We start from the raw sequence: 22,827 nt of genomic DNA, 5'->3' as shown, positions 1-22,827 counted from the left end.
TTTAATGCGTAATAGGTATAATTAATCGTGCAATCGTTCCTCCTTTTTCATTAGGGGTTATAACAAGTTCTCCCTCTTCCCCAAAAAGATTCTTCAGCCTCTCCTTTAAGTTTGTCAGTCCTACTCCATCCTTTGCATTTCCATTTATACCAATACCATTATCAGCAACCTCAATCACAACTTTATGACCATTTTTTGAGGCTTTTATTTGTAAAGTACCTCCCTTTTTGGGCAGCAATCCATGTTTTATAGCGTTTTCAACTAATGTCTCCACAGAAAATGGAGGTACCTTTATAGTAGTCGTCTCATTGTTAATATCAAATTCGATGTGTAGCTTGTCTGAAAATCTTGCTTTTTCAAAAGTAAGATATAAATTTACATTTTCTAATTCTTCAGAAAGAGGAATCAAAGGGTCCCATTCTCTGAGATTGCGTCGAAAATACTCACTTAGCTTAATTATTAGTTCTCTTGCCTTTTCAGGGTCAATTCTGCAAAGTGCAACTATACAATTTAGGGAGTTAAACAGAAAATGCGGGTTTATTTGAGCTTGCAAAGCTTTTAGTTCAGCTTTTGCTAAAAGTTTAGTTTGTTTCTCTAAAGCAGCAATTTCCAATTGAGTAGAAATCAATTGCGATAAACCTTTGACGAAAGTTGTTGTAAATTCGTTAAGCTGCACGAAACGATTATAAAAAAGTTGCAAGGTTCCTATCAAGTTGTTTTTAATAAATAATGGGCAAATAATTGCAGTAGTCAAATTGTTGTCTTTACTATCACCTTTATTATTTTCTTTTTCGGAAATTGTGCATATATCTCCTTTTTCCAATGTTCGCAACATTTCTTGGTCTTCTATCGCCTTTATGATAATCTCTTTATGATTCCCACAACCTGCATATGAAAGCACTGAATTTCTATCTGTAATAGCAACCGCATCTGCATCAGTTTTATTCAAGATTATCTCAGCAACCTTCTTTGCTGTCTCTACAGTCAACCCTTCTCTTAAAATTGGCAAGGTTTCATTTGCAATATGCAAAGCTTTTGCTGCAAACACTGCTCCTATCTTCTTCTTTTCTTCAATAACATTTTCAAGGATTAGCAGGAATATACCAATACCTATGCCATTGATTACAATCATTGGAATTCCAATCACTTCAACTAAGTCAAGCGCATTCTTAAAAGGTTTTGCTAAAGTTAAAATAATAATCATCTGGAGCATCTCTATACTCATTCCTGTTAAAATTCCAAAATACCATTTGAATTTCTTATCAGAAAATTTTTTAGCCACCAAACCTGCAATAAGTCCCTCAACAGTTGTCGAAATACCACAAGCAACAGCAGTAAAACCACCCAGCAAAGCGCGATGAAACCCTGCAATGAATCCAGCCAAAAGACCAATATAAGGTCCCCCAATGATGCCAACAATAGCAGGTCCTATCACACGCGAATTTGCAATTGCACCTTTAATTGGTATTCCCCAATATGTCCCTAATATCCCAAATAATCCTCCGCCTATTATTAACCCTACTTTTTGAATAATATTTAATTGCTGGTTCAGTATATTGCCAAACAATTTAGTTCTTGAGAGAAAAAAAGCCAACGTGACAATTACACCTAATCTTTCTGCCAGGTTAAAAAATACCTCATGCATATACCCTTCACCCTCAAAACGTTTTATTATTTTTTTCAACTTTCTTGTTGGTTCAAAAATGATTATACCATAAAAACAAATGCTTAAAGATATATTGCGTAATCTCTTGAATACTCAAATGCATTTCATTTTAGTTGATATTTGTTCGTTTTTTAAGTATACCCTACTATAGTATATTGACATAATATTCAATGCTGCTTATAATAAATATTAAGATATTCATTGTTCTTAAGGGGGTATAAGGTATGCCATTTTACGATTTGAGGTGCAAAGATTGTGGTGAGGAGTTCAATGTTAGAGCATCAATTAAAGAGAGGGAAAACAAAGAGATTGAATGTCCAAACTGCCACAGTCATGAGCTTGAGGCAGTTTTCAAAAGCGTCAATATAATCTCATCTTCGCGTTCAGACAGCGGCGGATATTCATGCTCAAGCGGATGCTGCGGTGGGTCTTGTGGGTTTTAATAAGAGGGCGGCTTAAGGCGGTAACATTTCACAGCTGCCCTTTTATTTTTTGTTTTTAAATTTTTTAGCAGCTGGTGTATAATAGTCTTTAAAACCTGCAAATTTTCCGGTTGAGGTACAATGTATAGGATATTTTGCGAAAGCTACCAGAACTTTTGCAAAAGTTTTGAAAATAGTAGTGCACAAGATGAATTCAGATACAAGATTGCAAAGGTGTTTGAGCTCATTGTAGATTTGAATAAATTCAAACAGGAAAGAGAAAGAAACTCAGATCTTTACAAAAACCTGTGCGACCTTCTGTGGTTTATGCAGCAAAATACCCATAAATACCCAAAATTCAAAGCATTCTTGTGGACTTTGGAATCAAGAGAAATCGTACCTATATATTTTGGTACAACACCTCAAAACACTCTTGAAGAGCAGGCAAAGCTTGCAAATATGTTTTTGAGCCTGTTGTACTGGGAGTAAAAATCAAAAAGGACCTCATCGGCTTTTCGCCGAATCAGTCCTTTTTACTTTTGCTTTTCTTTTACCATCTTCACATATGTTGAGGCTGAAAGCCCGGCAATCTGACCCTCACCTACAGCTTTTGCAACTTGATAAGGCCTTCCCACTACATCGCCTGCTGCAAAAAGTCCTTCAATAGATGTTTGCATCTTGCTGTCAACTTTTATGTGCCCATCTTCTGTAAATTCAAGTCCATAAATTAGCTGGTCAGCAGGCATAGTCTTTCTTATTATAAAAACTCCATCAACATTTAATATCCTGTCTTCAAGCTCTAATGCATTTACAAAATCTTCTCCATATACACCTTTTGGACGTGCCAAAACAATCTCAACATTGTCTTTAAAATGAAACTTATTTTTTTTGTAAAGTGGTATATAATATACCTTTTGAGCAAGCTCAGACAAATACTCAGCCTCTTCTTCAGCTTCCTCACTTTCCCCAATCACTGCAATATCTCTTCCTCTATACAACATTCCATCGCAAACAGCACAGTACGAAATTCCTCTTCCTACAAACTCAGACTCATTTTCTAAAAGAGTTTTCTTTGGTGTGCCAATTGCTAAAATAACAGAATATGCTTCAAAAAACTCGTTGTTTGCATTTATCGTGAAGATATCACCTGATTTGTAAAAGTTTATTACCTTTTTGTAGATAATCTCAATACCCATTTTTTTTGCATGATCATAAAATGACTGCAAAAGTTCTTTTCCTGTTACACCGTGAAATCCGAGGTAGTTATTCACTTCAGGTGCCCTGTAGATACTGGAGTCTTCCTGTTTTGTTGCAAATACAACAACACTTCTGTTTGTCTGAGCAAGATTTATAGCAGCAGATAAGCCCGCTGGTCCTGCCCCAATCACAGCACAATCATAAATCATCTTCAACTTCACCCCCATATTATTATACCCATACAGGGTATATTTTAAAACTATCATTTCAAACTTTCAAGAAGTTTTCAATATCTAATACAAAAATTACAGCACCGCCTTGTTCAATCTTTTGTTTGCTCACAAAAAACAAGCTCTGCAGCGCTGGTGGCAAAGTAGACTTTGAAACCTCTTTCCTTTCTGATACATTCTTTTTTATAAGCTCAATCACCTCATCAAGCCTGTCATCTTCAGCACCTATCATGAATGTAACAGTGCCCCTATTCAAAAAACCACCTGTTGAATATATAATTGTTGCAGGAATACCATTTTCAATAAGTGCAAGGTTCAGTTTATTTCTATCCACTTCTGACACAATGGCCAAAACTAATTTCATTTTTTAAATTCACCCTTTATAAAAAATCAATTATGATATTATTTTACCACAATTTTCTTAAGTTGATTTAGATTTTATGCCAAATCTTTGTTGTTAGCAAATGCAATTTTGGTGGTATAATAATTAAGTTAGAAAATTTTAAATCTATTTTGACAAGGAGATGTTACAAAAATGCTTGAAATCGTTGACCTTCATGTGGAGGTTGGCTCAAAAGAAATTTTAAAAGGAGTTTCACTTACCATCCCCGACGGAGAAACTCATATTCTATTTGGTCCAAACGGAAGTGGAAAGACAACACTCATGATGAGCATAATGGGTCTTCCAAAATACAAAATAACGTACGGCAAGATAATTTTCAATGGTATTGACATCACATACATGCCAACACATGAAAGAGCAAAACTTGGAATTGGAATGATGTTCCAAAAACCACCAGCTATAAGAGGTGTTGAACTTCAAAAGCTTGCTGAAATAATAAAATCTATAAGAAACACCGATGCTGACATACAAGAATATGCAAGAATTTTAAATTTAGAAGAACACCTATCAAGAGAAGTAAATTATGGATTTTCTGGTGGTGAGATGAAAAGGTCTGAACTTCTGCAGCTTTTGTGTCAAAAGCCAAGCCTTGTTCTTTTGGATGAGCCAGAGTCAGGTGTTGACCTTGACAACATTACCCTTTTGGGAAATCTGATTAAAAAGCTTCTGAAAGGTGAAAAGATAAAAAAGCGTCACACCTCCGGCTTGATTGTTACACACACAGGGTACATTTTGGATTATGTTAGCGCAGACAAAGGTCACATTTTGATGGATGGAAAACTTGTATGTTCAGGTTCAGCTGAAGATTTATTTGAAGAGATTAGACAGAATGGGTTCGGGAGGTGTGAAAATTGTCTTCAAGACACTATATAGATGAAAAGATTTTAGAGCTTGCAAAGTCAGCTTTAAATAAAAAGGCAGCTTATGGACAAGACATTGATCTTTCCCAATTTGAAGAAGCAGAAGAAAAAGAACAGATTTCAGAGCTATCTAAACTTCCAGAAGAGATTCAAAAGACAATACTAAATGCAGGAATAGAGGTATCTGAAGAAGGTCGGTCAGGAAGTTTTTTGCAACTTGACCACTCTGTTGTATACAGAAGACTTCAGCAAAGGTACCATGGCCAGATTGAGATTTTGGATATAAATGAAGCTTTGGAAAAGTATCCAGAGGTTCGCGAAAAGTATCTCTGGAAAGCGGTAAAGCCTGATAAGGATAAATACACTGCATTTTCAGCAATGCATCCTGCCCATGGGTATTTTATAAGAGTGTTCAAAGGGCAGAAGGTGGAAAAGCCAATACAGGCGTGTCTGCTTTTGCAGGAAAATGCAAGGATACAAAACGTCCACAATATTGTCATATTAGAAGAAGGTGCTGAGGTTCAAATAATTAACGGATGCGCAACAGCACCAAAAGTTAAAGAAGGACTTCATATTGGAATTTCTGAGTTTTATCTTGAAAAAGGAAGCAAGCTCACATTTACAATGGTTCACAACTGGGCAGAAGATTTCTATGTCAGACCACGCGGGGTTACGGTTGTAGAAGATGATGCTGTGTTTGTTTCAAATTATGTTCTTCTAAAGCCTGTAAAGTCAATACAGTCATTCCCTGTTGCGGTTTTGAAAGGTAAAAACGCTGTTGCTTCTTTTAACTCTTTGCTCTACGGATTAAAAGACTCAGAAATTGACATGGGATCACATATAATACTGGAAGGTGAAAATTCAAGTGGTCAAGCAATATCAAGGGCAATTGTAAAAGACAGCGCAAAGATATACTCGCGCGGAATTTTAGAAGCAAGACACAATGTATCAAAAGCACACCTTGACTGTAGAGGAATTCTTCTATCAGACAATGGACTTATGTACGCTGTGCCAGAACTATTATCAGATGGCGCACCGCAAAGTCATCTTTCACATGAGGCTGCAATTGGTCCAATTGCTGAGGAAGAAGTTGAATATCTTATGAGCAGGGGACTTTCAAAAGATGAGGCAATATCCTTAATCACTCAAGGTTTCATGGATGTAAAGATACTTGGTCTTCCAAAACAACTTGAAAATTACGTTCAAGAGCTTATTCTGCAAACACAAGAAGAAAATATGTAAAAATAAAGAGGCAAGGTGGCAAAACCTGAGCTATTATCCGTACTATTTGGAAAGTTAAAGCTTCTTCTATGTTCAACTCTTATAAGGGTTTGCTACCTTGCCCATTTTATATTTTTATTCGTACCTCAGCGCCTCAATAGGATTCAAGCGTGCTGCCTTCTCTGCTGGAAGCATTCCAAAAATAATTCCTGTCAAAACAGAAATCCCAAAAGCTACAAAAGCCCACTTTAAAGAATACACAGGCTCAACTCCAGGAATCTTTGAAATTCCCACCGCTATCACTAAAAAACCAAGTAATATCCCAATTATACCACCAACACCTGTTATAACCATTGACTCTATGAGAAATTGAACTCTTATATCACTTCTCTTTGCCCCAATTGCTTTTCTAATTCCAATTTCTCTTGTTCTTTCTGTTACAGATACAAGCATAATGTTCATTATCCCAATTCCACCAACTACAAGAGAAATTGTAGCAATACCTCCAAGGATTATCATTAAAAGATAGGTTATTCGACTGAGCGCCGACATAAGCTCTGACATATCATAAACCGAATAGTTTTCCTCTTTTTTTATAATACCGCTCAAATATGCTTTTACTCTTTTTTTAACTTCTCCATTCTTCTCTGAAGAAACTGTGCGAACTAAAAAATTTTTTATAAGAGCATAGTCACCTGCAAACATACTATTCAAAGCAAATAAAGGCACTATAACGCTGTCGTCTATTGTGTTATCTCTACTGCCCTGCTTTTCTTTTAAAACTCCAACCACCTTGAAAACTTGACCATTTACATTTATCTCATTCCCTACAGGATTTTTATTATCAAATAGCTTTTTTTGTATCCTTGAACCTACAACCGCCACCTTTTGCCTAAAATCACTGTCTACAGGACTTACAAACCTTCCTTTTGAAAGTGCAAGATTTTGTATCATCATGTACTCGGCTGTTGCACCAATAACCTGGCACTCCTCTTTTTTTCCTCTGAAAAGTGCTTGAGCAGGATATTGAACAAATGGGCTTACACCCAAAATAACATCGCTATTTTTTCTTGCAAATTCTAAGAATTCATCAACTGAAATATCTTCACTCCTTGAAGCTGGATTTATAATAACATACACAATGTTTGTGCCAAGTTTTTCTATCTCTTTCGTAATACCGGCTGTTGTTCCTTCAGCAAGCCCCACAGCTGCAACCACCGCTCCAACTCCTATGACAACACCAAGAAGTGTCAGAAATGACCTTACCCTGTTGAGAAAAATGCTCTGGATTGCCATCTTACAAGCAAGCAAAAACTTCTCCATCTTGCAACATCTTCCCCTTTTTTAGTAAAAAAGACTTTGACCCTGTTTTTCACTATCAAACTTTGGTAGCACTACTTCTTCGCCTTCGGTAAGTCCCTCCAAAATTTCAACATATTTATCTGTTGTCATACCAAGTTTGACCTGTCTTTTTTCTGCATCTTTATAGTAAGAGCTGTCAAGTCCGTACTCATCTTTTTTCTGGCTGGTTTTTTGATCTTTGTTTTTCTCAGAAGTTTTAGCCTTTTGTTGTGTGTAAACATACACATAATATTTTCCATTTTCCTTATGAACTGCTTCAACTGGTACAACAAGCGCATTTTCCTTGGACTTTAAGATAATCTCTGCTTCTGCGTGCATCCCAATTTTTATACTGTTGTTATTTTCAAACTCTATTTTAACAACAAACTTTGAGATGCTGCTACTATCTGCTTGAGCCTTTTCAGAAATCTCTGTAACATATCCTTCTATAGAATTACTCTTTGTACTTCCTACCGCATCAAGTTTTATGTTAACTTTCTGCCCTGGCTTTATTTTCAAAATGTCAAGTTCTTCTACCTGAGCACTTATCACAAGGTGTTTCGGGTCATATACTGAACATATCAGCTGCCCTGCAGTGACAATATCGCCATCCTGAAAATTTAAATCAGTTATTTTACCACCAATTGGTGATAAAATTTTATAGTTTTTTAAATCATCTTCAGCTGCTTCTATCTGGGATTTTACATCTTCTATCTTCAAATCAAGCTGTTTTATTTGCATCTCGATATCATCTGTCGCAAATTTCAAAAGCAAGCTACCTGTTTTTACCTTCTGCCCATTTTCAACAAAAACCTTTTCTATTCTGCCAGACACAGGACTTACAATGCTCTTTTTTGAAAATACCTCTAAAATACCTTCGCTAAGCGATGTCACTTTTTCACCGTTTGAAAGCTTTAAACTTACACTTGCCCTCATACCCTCAGTCAAACTACCATTTTTGTTTGAAACTGCCACCTTTGCATCAAACACCATCGCACCATCCTGATTTTTGTATATCCTGCTTCCCAAGCCTGCAACAACACCGTCGACCCTATCCATAAGGTCTGATACCACAACCTCTGTCTTCTGGCCCTGTTTTACCTTTCCATAGCACCAGGCAGGAAGTTGCACGCTCAGCTTCATCTTTGAATCATCTACAATAGTCATTAGCTGCATTCCTTGGCTGACAAGTAAGCCTTCTTCTGCCACAAGGTTTTGGATAAATCCATCTTGAGGAGATTTTAAGATAAAGTTTTGAAGCTGTCTTTGAAAATTTTCTCTTTGAAGTTCAAGATCAAGAAGCTGTCTTTTCAAAGTCTCTATCTTAAAAACTGCCTGGCTGTCATCTATCTTAGCGATTAAATCTCCTTTTTTGACATACTGCCCGTTTTTGACAAAAATTTTTTCTAAAGTTCCATTTACTTTTGATATAACATTTTTTGTGTTTCTGCTTTGCACAGTACCAGATACCAAAAGGCTTTGCTTCAAAGAAATCTTCTGTACTTTTGCAGTCTTGGGCTTAGATGAAGCATTCTTTTTGCTTCCGGACGGCATTGTTAAAACAAGTGTTAAAATAAATCCCACTAAGATAAGCAAAACTATGATTACTACTTTTTGCCAATTTTTTAGTCCTTTTGCACTATTTTGCATATGAGAATACTCTCCTTTTCTATTTAGCACCAAACTTCATAATGTTTTGCGAAAACAGCGAAATAATTGGCATTATGAGGGTAATTATAGTATACACAGCTGTAACAATTGCAGTTTTTGCTTTGTTAAGTTCACAGACAGTAAAAACTCCAACACCAATCAGTACATACCGCCAGATAGAAAATACATGTAGGTATGTTCTTATAAAATATTTAAAATCCATTTGGACATCCAGCATATTTAAATTTATGACCCTGGCATATATAGCATAGAAAATGTAATAAGGAATCATTACAAGATTTGCAACAGCTACAATTGTAAGTGCCTTTTTGTAGTCAATCTCGCCACCTGCGAGCCTGACAATTATGAGCAAAATAAATGAGACTATAAAAAATGAAATAATATCTTTTACAAATGTTGTTGCTGCTAAAAATACAGGTGACATTGTAACTTTTAAACTCTTTAGTGCTGTTTCTTGCAAATTAGGGTCTTCAACTGTTTTCTTCACATGTTCTAATAAAACCTCGTCAGGTATCTTTGGTATGCACAGAACAGAAAGTGCCGATATTAATGATATTATAAGTACTAAAACTAAAAAATCTGATTTTTCTTTTATTTTCTGAAATACTTTAGTAGGTGATATGACAAGATTTAGAAGATTTGAAGGTTTTAAATATTCCATTTTTCAAAACTCCTGGTCAACCAAACTGTGCACATTAGCACATGTTTGGCGGCTGGGGTATTTGTAGTCCGCCCATCAAAGCTTTCCCAGCCCCAGCAGGCGGTATTTGGGAAAGCCATAGCCCCTGCCCCAAGAAACAGGAACTTACGCCCTTTTAAGTGGGTCTCCCCACTTGCCCTGAAATCAAAAGCGATTTCAAGACAGACATATCACGCAGGACTCTGTCAGGGGAGAGTGGCGTTACCACCGCTACCCTAAGAACTCGCCAGGGATTGTGTTTTTTGCCACGACTACCCGCGCTTGTTCCATCCAGAGGCACGGATAGCCTCCCTGGCTCACTCCCAGAGCTTTGTAAAATCACTATCACCCTATCTATCTCTTTGAGTTGTTTTCTCCTAACGTTCGGGTTCTTAACCACCTTCTTTACATATTCTTTTAGTTCTTCCAGGCTGTTTGTATCAAGACTACTAAGAAGCAGCATATAATTGTGCGGTATCCTTTCTCTCAAGCCAAGTCCTCTTCGCGCTATTACATACGCTGCCGCAATATCCTTGCTCACCATAAGCTGCGGTGCATACTTCAACATACCTATTACCGAAGTATACGCAGGGTCTACTTCTATAACCTCTACTCCTTCCCGTTTTGCCAGAAGTTTTACCTTTTCCAAAAGTGACCTGTACCCAAAATAGTGCCTTATCCGTCTTGATTTTCTACCTGAAAAATCTCCTCTTCTGCCCCTGTCCTGTATGCTAAGGTTCTCAATTACTATCGCTTTTTTCTTCTCTTTCGCCATTTGTACTATCATGTGTGCATACTGCCACCTGTAATACTCTCTCTTGCTTGAGCTTCCACTCTCAAGCTTCTCAAGTGGTATTCTGCCATATCCCAGAAACTGTCCGTACTCATCTGTTTCTGCCCATGCAACATTCTTTGGATATGCGTTAGTGTCTATCCCTATAACTCCATTTGCTTTTGTTATCGCAGGCTTGGGGAAAACTTCTTCAACGGTGAAGTAGGCATATACTACACCGTTTTTGAGTTTCAGTTCTACAGAATAAGGTCCACTTGAGCTGCTTATCGCTTGTAGCAGTAGGTTCCTATCCATGTATGTCTTACCTTTCATCTTCCATCCAGCTTGTATCGTCGCATATACGTACTCTCTTTCCCCTACATTAATCCTGAGTTTTGTGAAGTTTCCGTCTATCTCAATTCTTGTATTGAGATTTCCCTTCTTGCTCCTGTCTCCTCTTGAGTACAGACTCCCCTTCCTTTTCTCCTGCCACTTAAGTTGAAGTTTCCTATTTGCTTTGCCGTTTATGTGCCGCCTCTTTAGTTTTTCAAAAAGTTGCCTACCACCAAAAATGACCTTTTCAGGATTTTCTCCTCTTTCTTTGCATGAGGTCAAAATGCTTTTTGCTTTCATTATTGCATCATCAATGTATCGGGAATTAAGATTAAAAATTCCTTGCAGCTGCCTTTTGAGTTCATTCCTTTTGTGACCTTCAAGTAACCTCTTGTATGCATATCTCATACAAGAGGACCATCTTCTCATAAGGTCCAGGACTTTTTGCTTATCTTCCCTGCTTTCAAAAATTAGCTTGGCTTGAACTGTTACCATGATGCTTTTTTGCCCCTCTTTGTCCGTAAATTCTTGCTGCAAAAGATGTATAGCAAAAGGTACCCTGAGAGGTATTATTAACTCTTCCTTCTCCCAGTTTATTAGTGTTCTTCGACAGATAGCATGTATCTCTTTAATTTTTTGAATACTTAGCAACATTCAACATCATTTGGTCAAAATTATACCTTTTTGTATTGTTATTTTCAACTGTTGTGACCTCCTCAAAATTTTTTGATATACGCACAAAATAAAATTCTATACTTTGACCAATTTTAAATTTGCTGTAAATATTATATTTTAAGTTTTTGTTTGTTGCAAGAAATTTTTGTAATATACACTCTACCTTAGGAATTATTTCGGATTTAGCCTTATATTATTTGTCCTTACCATCGATTTTATTAACGGCCCTGTTCCAACTGAAATTACCTTCCACAAACCATTTTCATCTTTACTTAAATAAAAAAACATCACTTCCATTCCTGTCTTTCTATCCCTATACCCTTTAACTATGCATTGCTGAAAATCGGATGCTTGATTATATGAGTTACCTTTTATGATAGTCACTTTACTTGCTGCCCAAGGACCATTCCTCATAAACACTTGACCTCCTCCCAATCCCCTGAAGGGGATAGGATTCCTCTTCAGGGGTTGGTCTTCCCGCTTCTACGTGGTATGACTTACCAGGATATAGGGATTGCCCCTGAATATCCTGGCAGCGGTCTCCCACTCCACGGGCTTAAGTTCGGACCGGTCCAGCCCTACTTCCTTCAACATGTTTATCGTTGCGTTTAAATCCCTATCAATTTCCAGACCACACACTGCACACCTGAAAATTCTGTCAGATAGCGAAATTTTCTGTTGACTGCCACAACTGCTACATGTTTTTGTGGTTGGTACGTTGCTTTTGACCACCGCAGTAGAAACCCGAAGACTGTCGCTCAGTCTTCTCTTAATTGTCCCTACTGCGCTGTAGTGTACTGATTTTGAAAAATATCCATCCTTCCAGCTCTTGATATTGTCTTCCTGAAAACATATTTTCCTGTATCTGTACAAAAATGAACAGGTTTTATTAATTATGTCATACTTGATGTTCGTTAACTTTTCATACTCTCTTGCAATCTTTTCCTTTGTTTTGTACCATCTTTTAGAACCTTTCTGCTGGCGTGCAAGTTGTTTCTGCAACTCCTTCAAGCGTTTTGTCTCCTTTATCCGCCATTCAAGTTTGAGCCTGTTTGATAGTACCAGTCCAGTAGGCTTAAAATCAATTCCAGCAGCAACATCGAATATCTGCCATACCCTCGGTTTTACTACACCTTTCTTGTTCTTTCTTTGTTCCCAAACTTTTGTGTGTTTATCCCTGTCTATGTAGCAGGTTACAAAAAGATAAATGCCACTTGGTCTTCTTACCAGTTCTGCTTTTGCTATTTCGCTATCTTCGGGAATTTGATGCCCACCCAGTACCCTCAAAGGTTTTTTAATACCCTGTATCTTAACTATGGTCTTTTGCTGGTTACCAAACTTGAAAGTGTTCCCGTATTGCTTAAGGGGTATTGAATTAACACAATGCTTGAATTGCAGTTTACCTGTTCTATATCCGTTTTCTTTTTGTACATGAAGAGAGTACAAATTCTGCTTTATTCTTTCTCTTAGTGCCTGCTTCATCTGTGAACTGAGATTTTCAATTTTTCTTTTTTCGAAATTTTCCCCGACCTTTATTTCAACTTCTTTTAACTTTTCTGCATTACTGTCAAGTCTGTTTTCAATGTCAGCAACAATGTAGTTGTACAGCCATTTCGCTTCTAAAAACAATTTAAAAAGTTTTTCTTTTGTTTCTTCTGAGGCAGAGTTGAGATTAATTTTTAGTTGATACATCACAGGTATCTGATTTTTTCTTCTTTCTTTAGTTTGCTGCCGTGTTTGCTTAATTTTTTCTACCTTTGTCATTCTTTTCAACTCTCCTGATAGCACCGAAAAACTTTTTGCTACTTCTATTATACCCCGTACTCTCAAGATAGTTCAAGAGAAGAAAAAGACACCCATTCATCACAATCCCCTGAAGGGGATGTGCTTTCTGGCTGATTCTCTGTAAAATTTTATAGCTTTTTCTGGAGTCGAATGATACTCTTTATATAGGTTTGTCCCAAAAATAATTGTTATTGTCACAATAAGTAATATTATTAAGAAAAATAACCATATCTTTTTCTTCACAATCAGTTCTTCCTCTTTCTGCTAAATATTTTCTTTTGCATTTCAATTATATCAATTATATATTTCCAATTTCAATATAATTATTTTAGCTTTTTTCTTTTTATTTAATTTTAGCGGCACAGATTTTTGCCTAATATTTCTATTTACCAAACATATTTTCGGTGATATAATATATACAAACTTATGTTCTATAGGTGAGAAAAAGTGGGCAGGGTGATTTTGCACTGTGACCTTAACAACTTCTATGCATCTGTTGAATGTCTTTATCAGCCTGAGCTGAGAAACAAGCCTGTTGCTGTTTGTGGTGAGAGTGAGCTTCGGCATGGGATAGTTCTTGCAAAAAACCAGATTGCAAAAGCATTTGGGATTCAAACAGGAGATGTTATATGGCAGGCGCTGAAAAAATGTCCAAACCTTGTTATATTAAAACCTAATTTTCCCCTTTATATTCGATTTTCAAAGCTTGCTCAACAAATTTACTCTGAGTATACAGATTTAATAGAACCTTTTGGAATTGACGAGTGCTGGCTTGATGTAACAGAGTCCACACAAATCTTAGGAAGTGGCAGAAAGATTGCTTATGAAATCAAAGAAAGGATAAAAAGAGAATTAGGACTTACAGTCTCAATTGGAGTGTCCTTTAACAAGGTATTTGCAAAGCTTGGGAGTGACTACAAAAAGCCTGATGCTGTGACAGTTATCACAAAAGAAAATTTCAAACAAATTGTCTGGCCACTGCCTGCAAAAGACCTCTTGTATGTCGGTAGCGCAACAGAAAAGAAGCTCAGTTCAAGAGCAATTTACACAATAGGTGATATAGCTAAAAGCTCCCCTGAATATCTTAGAAGAATCCTCGGCAAATGGGGTGAGGTACTCTGGATATTCGCAAACGGGCTTGACACAACACCTGTTACTCCCCCACTTTTTGAAGACAACATCAAAGGAATTGGCAATAGCATAACACTGCCAAGAGATTTGACTTGCTATGAAGATGCAGAATATGTTATTAGAATGCTTTCTGAATCTGTTGCGCAAAGGCTTCGTCAACAGTATTTAAAATGTTTTACCATTCAAGTTTGGATAAGAGATAGCTCTCTTTTTGCAATCACAAGGCAAGAAAAACTCCAAACACCCACTTTTTTGGCAAGAGAGATAGCTCAAAAAGCTTTTGAGATATTCAAAAAAAATTGGAGCTTTAAAAATAGCATAAGGTCATTTGGCGTAAGAGCTTTAGATCTTGTCTGTGCAAACTCATTTTATCAACTTGAGTTTGACAGTTTGAAAAAGTTCAAGTTAGAACAGCTTGAAAAGACGGTTGACCAAATTCGAAAAAGGTTTGGGCAGAGCGCAGTTTTGCCAGCAATACTTTTGACTAAATCTAACTTGCCTTGCGAGATTCCTCTGCACAACAAAATCCATCCTGTCGCATTCTTCAAATAAAATTTTGTTTTTCAAAACAAACATGAGAGAGTGAGGGTTTTTAAAATGAGAAAAATATTTGTAGAAGTTTATGCTCACTTTTCAAAGGAAGGAGAAATAACCCCAATTTCGTTTGTCTGGTTTGATGGAAAAACATATGAGATTGACAAAATCATAGAAAAGAGAAATGCTGCCTCTTTAAAATCAGGCGGACAAGGCATAAGATATAAAATCCTTGTCCGCTCAAAAATGCTGTATCTCTTTTATGATGAGAATAGGTGGTTTGTAGAATTTACATAGTTTTATGTTTCATCTCTCTAAGCTTATGTACATTTATCAACGGTAGTCTCAGAGGCGGGTTAAACCCTGCTAAAGCTGTGCATGACATAATATATGAACGTGTAAGATGAGTCAAGGTAATTATACCGTTTAATTCCAGCATGTTCTTAAAATCTTCCAATCCAAGTTTTTCTTTTTTCCCAGCAAAACACCCCTCATACACTATATGAATTTTAAATAACTTTTTATTCTTCTTTTTTCCTTCAAATGCCGCTTTAAATTGAACAGCCCCTATATATATCTCATTATTTTCCTCAATTTCCTCAATATCGTAATCACACTTAAGTTCCACTTCAATCTCGTCACTTTCTTCTTTTTTTGTCTCAAGTTCAAATTTTACAACACGCGTACTTACAAGTTGAAAATCTGCCTTTAAATTTCCTATTTCTATCAAGCAGCCTCACCTACTTCATTGTTTATAACTTCATCCAATAACTCTTCACTACTTTCCACCCAATTTTCCTCATATTCAGTCTTTTCTCTAAACTCTATCTCAAGTTCAAACCCCAGTTTTTTAGCAATTTCATATAACATTTTTACAGTAGGATTATAATCCCCACTTTCAAGTTTTGACACCATAGCCTGACTAATTCCAAGCTTTTGAGCTAATTCTTTTTGGGAAAGATTATTTTTGATTCTATATTGGATAATCTTTACAGCAATGTCTACTAAAATGTCGTCCAGTTCAAAATACTTTTTATCTTCTTCATTTGTATATTTTTCAACTATTTTGTAGGCTGAAATTAATCTCTTATTATCTAACATTTTTCTCATCTCCCTGCAAACTATTTTTGGCAAACTACTTTTATTATATTATATCCATTTGCACGTGATTTATAATCAATAACCTCTATCTTTCAACTTGTAATTAGTTGTAAGTCCTCATATACAGATTTTAGTTCTTCTATTCGCTCTTCTGCTTTTTCAATCGCATATGAATAACTTTTTGGATTATTTTTTGTGCTCTTACTTTTTTCAGGAAAAGCATTAAGTAATATTACTATTTCTTTTCCTTGCAAAGCAAAAAAAGCAAACAATATTCGAATATTATGAACACCCATCACTCTTAATGAATATAAATAACAGTGCTTGCTTAATCTCTCAAAGCTTTTTTGTTGAATACAATTTTTCTTTAGGTTCTCTAAAAAAATAATTTTCTTTCTAAATTGTTTTCCAAAATCAGTTTCTTTCCCACTTTCACTCAAAATTTCATCTAAATCATCAATTAAAGAAGGATGAGCATATACATAATCGCTCTCGTAATTCTCTACATAAACTATTTTATTAAGCTTATGTAACATTGAATTAAACACCTCAATTATATAACTTATAAGTTATATTGTCAACAACATTCTTGATCTTTTTGCATTTTCAAGACTTTGACTTCCCACTCCAATCTCATTTAAATTCGTTTAACTTTCTTTTTGGAAAATCCTCTTTCTAATCATAAATATAACTCTTTTATCAACCATTTTCAACAAGAAAAAATTTAGGGATAAGTGCAAATTTGAGCTCTCAATTTTCAGCAATTGCACTTATCCCTACTGTAATTATTTACTGCAATTATTAACTTCTATCTTCAAATTTTAAATTTTATTACCCTTTCACAATCTCTTTTCCCACCTCAAAAGCCCTCTCAAGTACATCCTTTCTTTCATTCACTGCACCAATGGGATTAAGATTGTTAGCCCCGATTATTGCCTTTATATCCATTCCCAGTGCATCTTTAAAAAACATAGAGAGCTCTTCCATAACCTTTTGACCATCTGTGCCGCCGCCTTGAGTATATACAAGCACACACCTTTTGCCAGCAGGTATTCTTGGACCTTCTCCAATCTTTAAAAGGGCATAAAGTCTGTCTAAAAAGATTTTTGTCTGGGCAGTTATATAACTCATGTAAATTGGAGAGCCAACAACCAGTGCGTCGGCAGAATACATCGCATCATATATTTTTTGCATGTCGTCTTGCTGTTTGCACCTGCCGTTTTCCTGGCAAAAATTACATCCCTGGCAGGGATGAATATTCAGCTCATTCAATTTAAATATTTCCACATCAAGCCCTGCTTCTTTTGCACCGCTTAAGATTTTTTCAACCAAAATTTCTGTATTGCCACCTTTGCGCGGACTGCCAACAATTCCTATTATCTTCACTTTATAATTCCTCCCTTACACTGATTACAAATAATATATTATCTACTATTAGTATATAATTGCAAGTAGGTACTTTTTTGTGATATACTATATTTTAGGTAACCTCAAAGAAAAAAGGAGTTATGAATTTTGAAAAACTCAAATGATAATATGCCACTCTGTCCTGTGGAAATTACGCTGACCTTGATAGGCAGTAAATGGAAAATCCTTATTTTGAGAGAGCTCATGGATGGTACAAAAAGGTTTAACCAGCTTCTAAAATCTATTAATGGCATTAGCCAGAAAGTTCTCACACAGCAGCTGCGGTCAATGGAAAAGGATGGACTTGTTATTAGAAAGGTTTACCCAGAGGTTCCACCAAAGGTTGAGTACACGCTTACAGAGCTCGGGCTTAGTCTAAAACCTATTCTTGATGCGATGTATGAGTGGGGAGAAAGATATAAAAAAATTAAGGGATAAGTGATACAGTCTTTTTTAATTGATATAGCTGTAACCACTTATCCCTTCTATTACTTTAAATAAAAGTCCCCTTTCAAATCACTCTACAGTCACACTCTTTGCCAAGTTCCTTGGCTTGTCAACATCGCAGCCTCTCTGGACTGCTGTGTAGTATGCAAAAAGTTGCAAAGGCACAACCGTCAAAACTGGTGCTAAAATGTCAAGCGTTCTTGGAATATATAAAACATGGTCTGACACATTTTCTATCTCGGTATTTCCTTCCTGTGCAACAGATAACACAACAGCACCACGGGATTTTACCTCTTTTATGTTGCTCACCATCTTTTCAAAAAGCTTCTCTTGCGTTGCAAGCGCAATTACAAATGTTCCGTCTTCAATCAGTGCTATTGTTCCATGCTTTAGCTCACCTGCTGCATATGCTTCTGAGTGAATGTACGAAATCTCTTTGAGTTTTAAAGATCCTTCCATTGCAACCGCAAAGTCCAAACCTCTTCCCAAATAAAAGATGTCTTTTGCATTGAAATGCTCTGATGCATATTTTTGAATGTTCTCCTTGTGTGTCAGAACATACTCAACCTTTTCAGGAAGTCTCTTTATTTCATCTCTGATATTTGCAAACTCTTCATAGGAAATTGTTCCAAGCTTTGTCGCAAAGTCAAGCGCAATAAGATACAGGCATATTAGCTGTGTTGTATAAGCCTTGGTTGATGCAACCGCAATCTCTGGTCCTGCCCATGTATAAAGACAGTCATCTACCTCTCTTGCAATTGACGATCCAACAACATTGACAATACCAAGCGTTCTTGAACCTCTTGCCTTTGCCTCTCTCATTGCAACAAGTGTGTCTATTGTCTCACCAGACTGGGAAATCACAATTGTTAATGTATTCTCATCTACGATTGGGTCTCTGTATCTGAACTCGCTTGCAATGTCAACCTCGACAGGAATTCTTGTAAGCTTTTCAATGACATGTTTTCCGACAATCCCCGCATGGTATGCTGTGCCACATGCAACGATAAATATTTTATTAAGCTTTTGTAAATCCTCTTTGGTAATCTTAATTCCATCAAGGTTCACTTCAAAACCACTGTCTGGAAGCCTTCCTGTCAAGGTATCTCTGATAGCCTTTGGCTGCTCCATTATCTCTTTTATCATAAAATGTTCATAGCCGCCTTTTTCCGCGCTTGATACATCCCATGTAACATGAAATACCTCTTTTTTAACTGACTCTTTTTCAGTGTTTACAATCTCTACCTTATCCATTGTCACAATGGCAATCTCATTTTCCTCAAGAATATAGGTATCTCTTGTGTACTCCAGAATAGCTGGGATATCTGATGCTATGAAGTTTTCATCCTGGCCCAGTCCCACAATTAATGGACTGTCTTTTCTTGCTGCAAGTATCATATCCGGTCTGTCAAGACAAAGAACACCAAGCGCATATGACCCCTGTATCTTTTCAAGAGTCTTTATAAATGCATCTAAAATGTCACCGTCATAGTAATACTCTATAAGATGAGCAACAACCTCTGTGTCTGTATCTGATGCAAAAGTGTAACCTTTCTTTATGAGAAATTCCTTCAGCTTCAAATAGTTCTCAATGATTCCATTGTGAACAATTGCAATCTTGCCGTTTTGACTCACATGCGGGTGCGAATTTTCATCAGATGGCTCACCGTGTGTTGCCCACCTTGTATGACCAATCCCAACAAAACCTTCAATGGGATTTTGATTTAGCTTCTCTTCCAAAACGGTAAGCCTTCCTTTTGTCTTTACTATGTCAATCTTTGATTTATCTATATCGATAACTGCCACACCGGCAGAATCGTATCCTCTGTACTCAAGTCTTTTAAGCCCAGAGAGCAAAATAGGAACACAGTTTTTTGTGCCAACATAGCCAACAATTCCGCACATTGTTTTTGTCCTCCTCTTGAGCTTTATATTTAATTTCCAAGCTGCTAATTTGTCACAGCAAATACAAGGATATAAGCCTTTTTTCTTTCTGCCTTTGTCCCAGAAGTTGCCTTCCGGGGTTTGTAGCAGAAAGTTACGAGGGAAAAAGGCAAAACCCCGCTGGGGCACCCGCCGAAAACCTCGATTCTCCCCAGTCCTCGTCAACCTCTGGAAAAAATGCGCAAAGGCAATAGCGCTATAATTTCCAGAGGTCCTGGCGCTTTTAAAAAGCCTTTTTTAAAAAGGCCTTTTTAACTTGGCTCAGAAACTTTTATTTTATGAAAGCCTTGATTCAATCAAGCTTGCAAGAGCTTCCGCATCTTTTTTAATCTCTTCATAGTCTTCACCTTCAATCATTACCCTGATTAAAGGCTCTGTGCCAGATGGTCTTATCAAAACCCTTCCTTTGCCGTTTAGCTTTTCTTCAACCTTCTTGATTGCCTCTAAAATTACAGGATCTTTTGAATAAAGGTCTTTCTTGCCATTTTCAACCTTAGCGTTTACAAGCACCTGAGGATATACCTTCATGATCTTTGCAAGGTCAGAAAGCTTCTTACCACTCTCTCTTATAAGCTTTGTCAGTTGAAGACTGGTTAAAATTCCATCGCCTGTTGTTGCAAAGTCTAAAAGTATTATGTGACCTGACTGCTCACCGCCAATTGAATATCCGCCTTCAAGCATCTTTTCTAAAACATACCTGTCTCCAACTTTTGTAACTTCAAGCTCTATTCCAAGCTCTTTTGCCGCGACAAAAAGCCCCATGTTGCTCATGACTGTCACAACCAAGGTGTTGCGACTTAGTCTTCCCTGCTGTTTTAGGTTTTGTGCTAAAATAAGCATTATTTTGTCGCCATCAACAATATTGCCCTCTTCATCAACAAAAAGCGTCCTGTCTGCATCACCATCATATGCAATGCCAAAGTCAGCTCTGTTTTTAACAACTTCTTGCTGGAGCATTTTGAGATGTGTAGAGCCACACTCTTTGTTGATATTTGTACCATCTGGCTGGTTATTTATTACCACAACCTCTGCACCAAGTTCTTCAAAAACTTCTGGAGCTATCTTATATGCTGCACCATTTGCACAGTCAATGACAATTTTAAGCCCTTTGAAGCTTGCTCCATTTAATGTCGATTTCAAGTATTCTTGATAATCCTTTTTAAGATCAACCCTACTTACCCTTCCTATTGCATCAAATTGAGCGTGTGGAACCTCATCCCATTTTTTGTTTAAAATAATGTCCTCAATTTTTTCTTCAATCTGGTCAGAAAGCTTAAAGCCCTGAGAATTAAAAAGCTTAATACCGTTGAATTCATAAGGATTGTGTGATGCGGATATCATAATCCCTGCATCAAACCCATGGAATTTTACCAAGTGAGCTATTGCAGGTGTTGTAACAACTCCTGCCAAGTACACATCTGCTCCTACAGAGGTAAGTCCTGCACAGAGGGCTGCCTCCAGCATATCACATGAGATTCTTGTGTCCTTGCCAATCAAGATTTTAGGTTTTTTGTGCATTTCAGTTAGCACATACGCCCCAGCTCTTCCTAAGTCGAACGCAAGTTCGCATGTAAGTTCTTTATTTGCAACGCCTCTCACACCATCTGTCCCAAAAAGTTTTCCCATTCTCGTCCCCCTTTCATATGAAAGTGATTTATTACTTTATCTATTATATACCTATGTTTGAAAAATAACAATGTGAACATTTATTTTAAAGACAAAAAAAGCTGCCAGAGAAATTTTTTCAGGCAGCATGAACAAAATTTTTTACCTCAGGTATTCTCTGAGTTTTAAATCTACTTTTTTTATCCCCTCAACCACAAGCCTTGCAATCTCACAAGCACCATACATATTAAAGTGCGTATTGTCTTCTATACCTTCAGGAAACTGAGGATATTCACCCGGCTTTGCATAGACAAAGAGCTTTTTTGACTCTTCAACCCCAAGTTTTTCATAAAGCTGGGAACTCATTTGAAGCAAATCAATCAGAAAAACATTTTCTTCCTCTGCCAACTCCCTCATAGCCTTAGGGTAATCAAAATGAAGTCCGCTACCAGCAATTTTCCCATTTTCATCAAAATGTCTTCGTGCAACAGGTGTCACTAAAACCGGTACAGCTCCTCTTTTTCGTGCTTCATCTATATAAACCTTTAACATTATCTTATATGTAGTATTTGCCTCAGTATATCTTTTATCATCCTTCTGGTCGTTGTGACCAAACTGGATGAAAAGATAATCACCCTCTTTTATGGTCTGAAGAATTTGTTCCAACCTTCCCTCTTCGATAAAACTTTTAGATGATCTCCCAGAGTAGGCATGATTGGAAATAGAAACTCCTTTTTTGAAAAAGCAGCCAAACGCCTGACCCCAGCCGGCATAAGGCAAATTTTCCTGGTCGCAAACAGTAGAGTCTCCAGCAAGATAAATAACAATAGGATTTTGGGCCTCTTTAACTTCTATACTACAAACCTCAGCCCCATCAGTTTCAATTTCAAACACTATTCTTTCATCTTTTACATTGACAGTAAATTCTTCTTGCAATACTTCTCCATATTTTATTTTTAAATCCTTTAACATTATTCTTCTTGGGAAAACCATAACATTAGCTTTTGCAACATCAACCTCGAGATTTTTAAGCACAATCTTTACATCATAATTCTTATTTGGCAAGTCCACTCTGAATCTGAAAGACTCAAAACCATATTTCTTGTCACTTTTGTAAATACTACTTCTGCTTACATTTATAAAATCACTTTTCATCACGGGTTCAAAATTGAATTTGAATTCCATATAAATCCCTCCTTGTCTGACCTTTATTTCATAATATATTTTACATTTTCCATCAAAATAAATCAACAAAAATACACATTATTTCAACACTAAATCTTATTAAACTCCTCTTGTAATTACAAATAATTTATTATTTGTGCAGAATGAATAATTAAATTTGTGATTTCTGCCCATTTTTGATAGGTGTTATTTGATTGTTAATAGTTCAGATGTTATAA

The 22,827-nt window shown here is 36.6% G+C and carries 23 protein-coding genes and 1 pseudogene; 7 read left to right on the top strand and 17 right to left on the bottom strand.

Translation table 11 applies throughout. From position 1 onward, the window contains the following. Position 1: 1 nt before the first annotated feature. Complete coding sequence (locus CALKRO_RS01230; RefSeq protein ID WP_013429320.1) at positions 2 to 1,645, bottom strand: LytS/YhcK type 5TM receptor domain-containing protein; 1,644 nt, start codon at positions 1,643 to 1,645, stop codon at positions 2 to 4. A gap of 245 nt (positions 1,646 to 1,890) precedes the next feature. On the opposite strand from CALKRO_RS01230, the gene CALKRO_RS01225 reads away from it, so the two are divergent. Further along, positions 1,891 to 2,109 carry an FmdB family zinc ribbon protein gene (locus tag CALKRO_RS01225; RefSeq protein WP_013429319.1) on the top strand — a complete coding sequence of 73 codons (219 nt, stop codon included), beginning with the start codon at positions 1,891 to 1,893 and terminating at the stop codon, positions 2,107 to 2,109. A 120-nt stretch (positions 2,110 to 2,229) separates the two neighbouring features. Further along, the gene (locus CALKRO_RS01220) at positions 2,230 to 2,577 is read left to right on the top strand and encodes a hypothetical protein (RefSeq protein ID WP_013429318.1); all 348 of its coding nucleotides are present in this window, start codon (positions 2,230 to 2,232) and stop codon (positions 2,575 to 2,577) included. 44 nt (positions 2,578 to 2,621) lie between these two features. Here the strand turns inward: CALKRO_RS01220 and CALKRO_RS01215 are convergent, their stop codons facing one another. Further along, positions 2,622 to 3,551 (bottom strand): NAD(P)/FAD-dependent oxidoreductase, encoded by a 930-nt coding sequence (locus CALKRO_RS01215; protein WP_041741480.1) that lies wholly within the window; start codon positions 3,549 to 3,551, stop codon positions 2,622 to 2,624. A 1-nt stretch (position 3,552) separates the two neighbouring features. Further along, on the bottom strand, positions 3,553 to 3,879 hold the full coding sequence (locus tag CALKRO_RS01210; protein WP_013429316.1) for a cyclic-di-AMP receptor: 327 nt from the start codon (positions 3,877 to 3,879) through the stop codon (positions 3,553 to 3,555). Positions 3,880 to 4,050: 171 nt separating this feature from the next. Between CALKRO_RS01210 and CALKRO_RS01205 the strand changes: the two genes are divergently transcribed. Together CALKRO_RS01205 and CALKRO_RS01200 are read left to right on the top strand one after the other, a co-directional pair. Next, positions 4,051 to 4,791 (top strand): ABC transporter ATP-binding protein, encoded by a 741-nt coding sequence (locus CALKRO_RS01205; RefSeq protein ID WP_013429315.1) that lies wholly within the window; start codon positions 4,051 to 4,053, stop codon positions 4,789 to 4,791. Beyond that, positions 4,770 to 6,020, top strand: a complete 1,251-nt coding sequence (locus CALKRO_RS01200) for a SufB/SufD family protein (protein ID WP_013429314.1) — start codon at positions 4,770 to 4,772, stop codon at positions 6,018 to 6,020. The genes CALKRO_RS01205 and CALKRO_RS01200 overlap by 22 nt, the downstream gene beginning before the upstream one ends. A 114-nt stretch (positions 6,021 to 6,134) precedes the next feature. Here CALKRO_RS01200 and CALKRO_RS01195 read toward each other — a convergent pair whose 3' ends face one another. The 7 genes and pseudogenes from CALKRO_RS01195 to CALKRO_RS01170 all read right to left on the bottom strand — a co-directional run bounded on the left by CALKRO_RS01195 (position 6,135) and on the right by CALKRO_RS01170 (position 13,234). Next, entirely contained in the window at positions 6,135 to 7,322 is a 1,188-nt protein-coding gene (locus tag CALKRO_RS01195) for an ABC transporter permease (RefSeq protein WP_013429313.1), read from the bottom strand. Positions 7,323 to 7,343: 21 nt separating this feature from the next. Next, positions 7,344 to 8,990 (bottom strand): HlyD family efflux transporter periplasmic adaptor subunit, encoded by a 1,647-nt coding sequence (locus CALKRO_RS01190; RefSeq protein ID WP_013429312.1) that lies wholly within the window; start codon positions 8,988 to 8,990, stop codon positions 7,344 to 7,346. Between the two features lie 19 nt (positions 8,991 to 9,009). Then, a complete protein-coding gene (locus CALKRO_RS01185) occupies positions 9,010 to 9,672 on the bottom strand; it encodes a Yip1 family protein (protein WP_013429311.1) in 663 nt (220 codons plus the stop codon). 154 nt (positions 9,673 to 9,826) lie between these two features. Further along, positions 9,827 to 11,290: an IS200/IS605 family accessory protein TnpB-related protein gene (locus CALKRO_RS01180; protein WP_013429310.1), complete on the bottom strand. Its 1,464-nt coding sequence runs from the start codon at positions 11,288 to 11,290 to the stop codon at positions 9,827 to 9,829. Positions 11,291 to 11,308: 18 nt separating this feature from the next. Continuing rightward, positions 11,309 to 11,449, bottom strand: a pseudogene (locus CALKRO_RS13460) (IS607 family transposase); the annotation flags it as partial. 192 nt (positions 11,450 to 11,641) lie between these two features. Continuing rightward, on the bottom strand, positions 11,642 to 11,884 hold the full coding sequence (locus CALKRO_RS01175) for a hypothetical protein (protein ID WP_013429309.1): 243 nt from the start codon (positions 11,882 to 11,884) through the stop codon (positions 11,642 to 11,644). Between the two features lie 69 nt (positions 11,885 to 11,953). Further along, the gene (locus CALKRO_RS01170; protein WP_013429308.1) at positions 11,954 to 13,234 is read right to left on the bottom strand and encodes an RNA-guided endonuclease InsQ/TnpB family protein; all 1,281 of its coding nucleotides are present in this window, start codon (positions 13,232 to 13,234) and stop codon (positions 11,954 to 11,956) included. Between the two features lie 468 nt (positions 13,235 to 13,702). Here CALKRO_RS01170 and dinB point away from each other — a divergent pair, with 468 nt between their 5' ends. Together dinB and CALKRO_RS01160 are read left to right on the top strand one after the other, a co-directional pair. Then, positions 13,703 to 14,938, top strand: coding sequence for a DNA polymerase IV (gene dinB / locus CALKRO_RS01165; RefSeq protein ID WP_013429307.1), 1,236 nt, complete (start codon positions 13,703 to 13,705; stop codon positions 14,936 to 14,938). Positions 14,939 to 14,983: 45 nt separating this feature from the next. Next, the gene (locus tag CALKRO_RS01160; protein WP_013429306.1) at positions 14,984 to 15,217 is read left to right on the top strand and encodes a hypothetical protein; all 234 of its coding nucleotides are present in this window, start codon (positions 14,984 to 14,986) and stop codon (positions 15,215 to 15,217) included. On the opposite strand, the gene CALKRO_RS01155 is transcribed toward CALKRO_RS01160, so the two are convergent. The 4 genes from CALKRO_RS01155 to CALKRO_RS01140 all read right to left on the bottom strand — a co-directional run bounded on the left by CALKRO_RS01155 (position 15,210) and on the right by CALKRO_RS01140 (position 17,407). Further along, positions 15,210 to 15,650 (bottom strand): protein-export chaperone SecB, encoded by a 441-nt coding sequence (locus CALKRO_RS01155; RefSeq protein ID WP_013429305.1) that lies wholly within the window; start codon positions 15,648 to 15,650, stop codon positions 15,210 to 15,212. The two genes, CALKRO_RS01160 and CALKRO_RS01155, sit on opposite strands and share 8 nt — an antisense overlap. Beyond that, on the bottom strand, positions 15,647 to 16,021 hold the full coding sequence (locus tag CALKRO_RS01150; RefSeq protein ID WP_013429304.1) for a helix-turn-helix domain-containing protein: 375 nt from the start codon (positions 16,019 to 16,021) through the stop codon (positions 15,647 to 15,649). Before CALKRO_RS01150 ends, CALKRO_RS01155 begins: the two co-directional genes overlap by 4 nt. Before the next feature lie 92 nt (positions 16,022 to 16,113). After that, positions 16,114 to 16,557 carry a type II toxin-antitoxin system RelE/ParE family toxin gene (locus tag CALKRO_RS01145; RefSeq protein WP_013429303.1) on the bottom strand — a complete coding sequence of 148 codons (444 nt, stop codon included), beginning with the start codon at positions 16,555 to 16,557 and terminating at the stop codon, positions 16,114 to 16,116. 295 nt (positions 16,558 to 16,852) lie between these two features. Then, complete coding sequence (locus tag CALKRO_RS01140; RefSeq protein ID WP_013429302.1) at positions 16,853 to 17,407, bottom strand: flavodoxin family protein; 555 nt, start codon at positions 17,405 to 17,407, stop codon at positions 16,853 to 16,855. Between the two features lie 129 nt (positions 17,408 to 17,536). Between CALKRO_RS01140 and CALKRO_RS01135 the strand changes: the two genes are divergently transcribed. Continuing rightward, a complete protein-coding gene (locus tag CALKRO_RS01135) occupies positions 17,537 to 17,866 on the top strand; it encodes a winged helix-turn-helix transcriptional regulator (RefSeq protein WP_013429301.1) in 330 nt (109 codons plus the stop codon). A gap of 78 nt (positions 17,867 to 17,944) precedes the next feature. On the opposite strand, the gene glmS is transcribed toward CALKRO_RS01135, so the two are convergent. From glmS to CALKRO_RS01120, 3 genes are all read right to left on the bottom strand, one after another. Next, positions 17,945 to 19,780, bottom strand: a complete 1,836-nt coding sequence (gene glmS / locus CALKRO_RS01130; RefSeq protein WP_013429300.1) for a glutamine--fructose-6-phosphate transaminase (isomerizing) — start codon at positions 19,778 to 19,780, stop codon at positions 17,945 to 17,947. Between the two features lie 315 nt (positions 19,781 to 20,095). Then, entirely contained in the window at positions 20,096 to 21,445 is a 1,350-nt protein-coding gene (gene glmM / locus CALKRO_RS01125; protein WP_013429299.1) for a phosphoglucosamine mutase, read from the bottom strand. Between the two features lie 141 nt (positions 21,446 to 21,586). Next, a complete protein-coding gene (locus tag CALKRO_RS01120) occupies positions 21,587 to 22,609 on the bottom strand; it encodes a rhamnogalacturonan acetylesterase (protein ID WP_013429298.1) in 1,023 nt (340 codons plus the stop codon). Positions 22,610 to 22,827 lie beyond the last annotated feature (218 nt).

This window comes from Caldicellulosiruptor kronotskyensis 2002 (genome assembly GCF_000166775.1).
Taxonomy (GTDB): Bacteria; Bacillota; Thermoanaerobacteria; order Caldicellulosiruptorales; family Caldicellulosiruptoraceae; genus Caldicellulosiruptor; species Caldicellulosiruptor kronotskyensis.
Note: the sequence above shows the minus strand (reverse complement) of the source record. Positions and strands in the feature narration are given on the sequence as shown.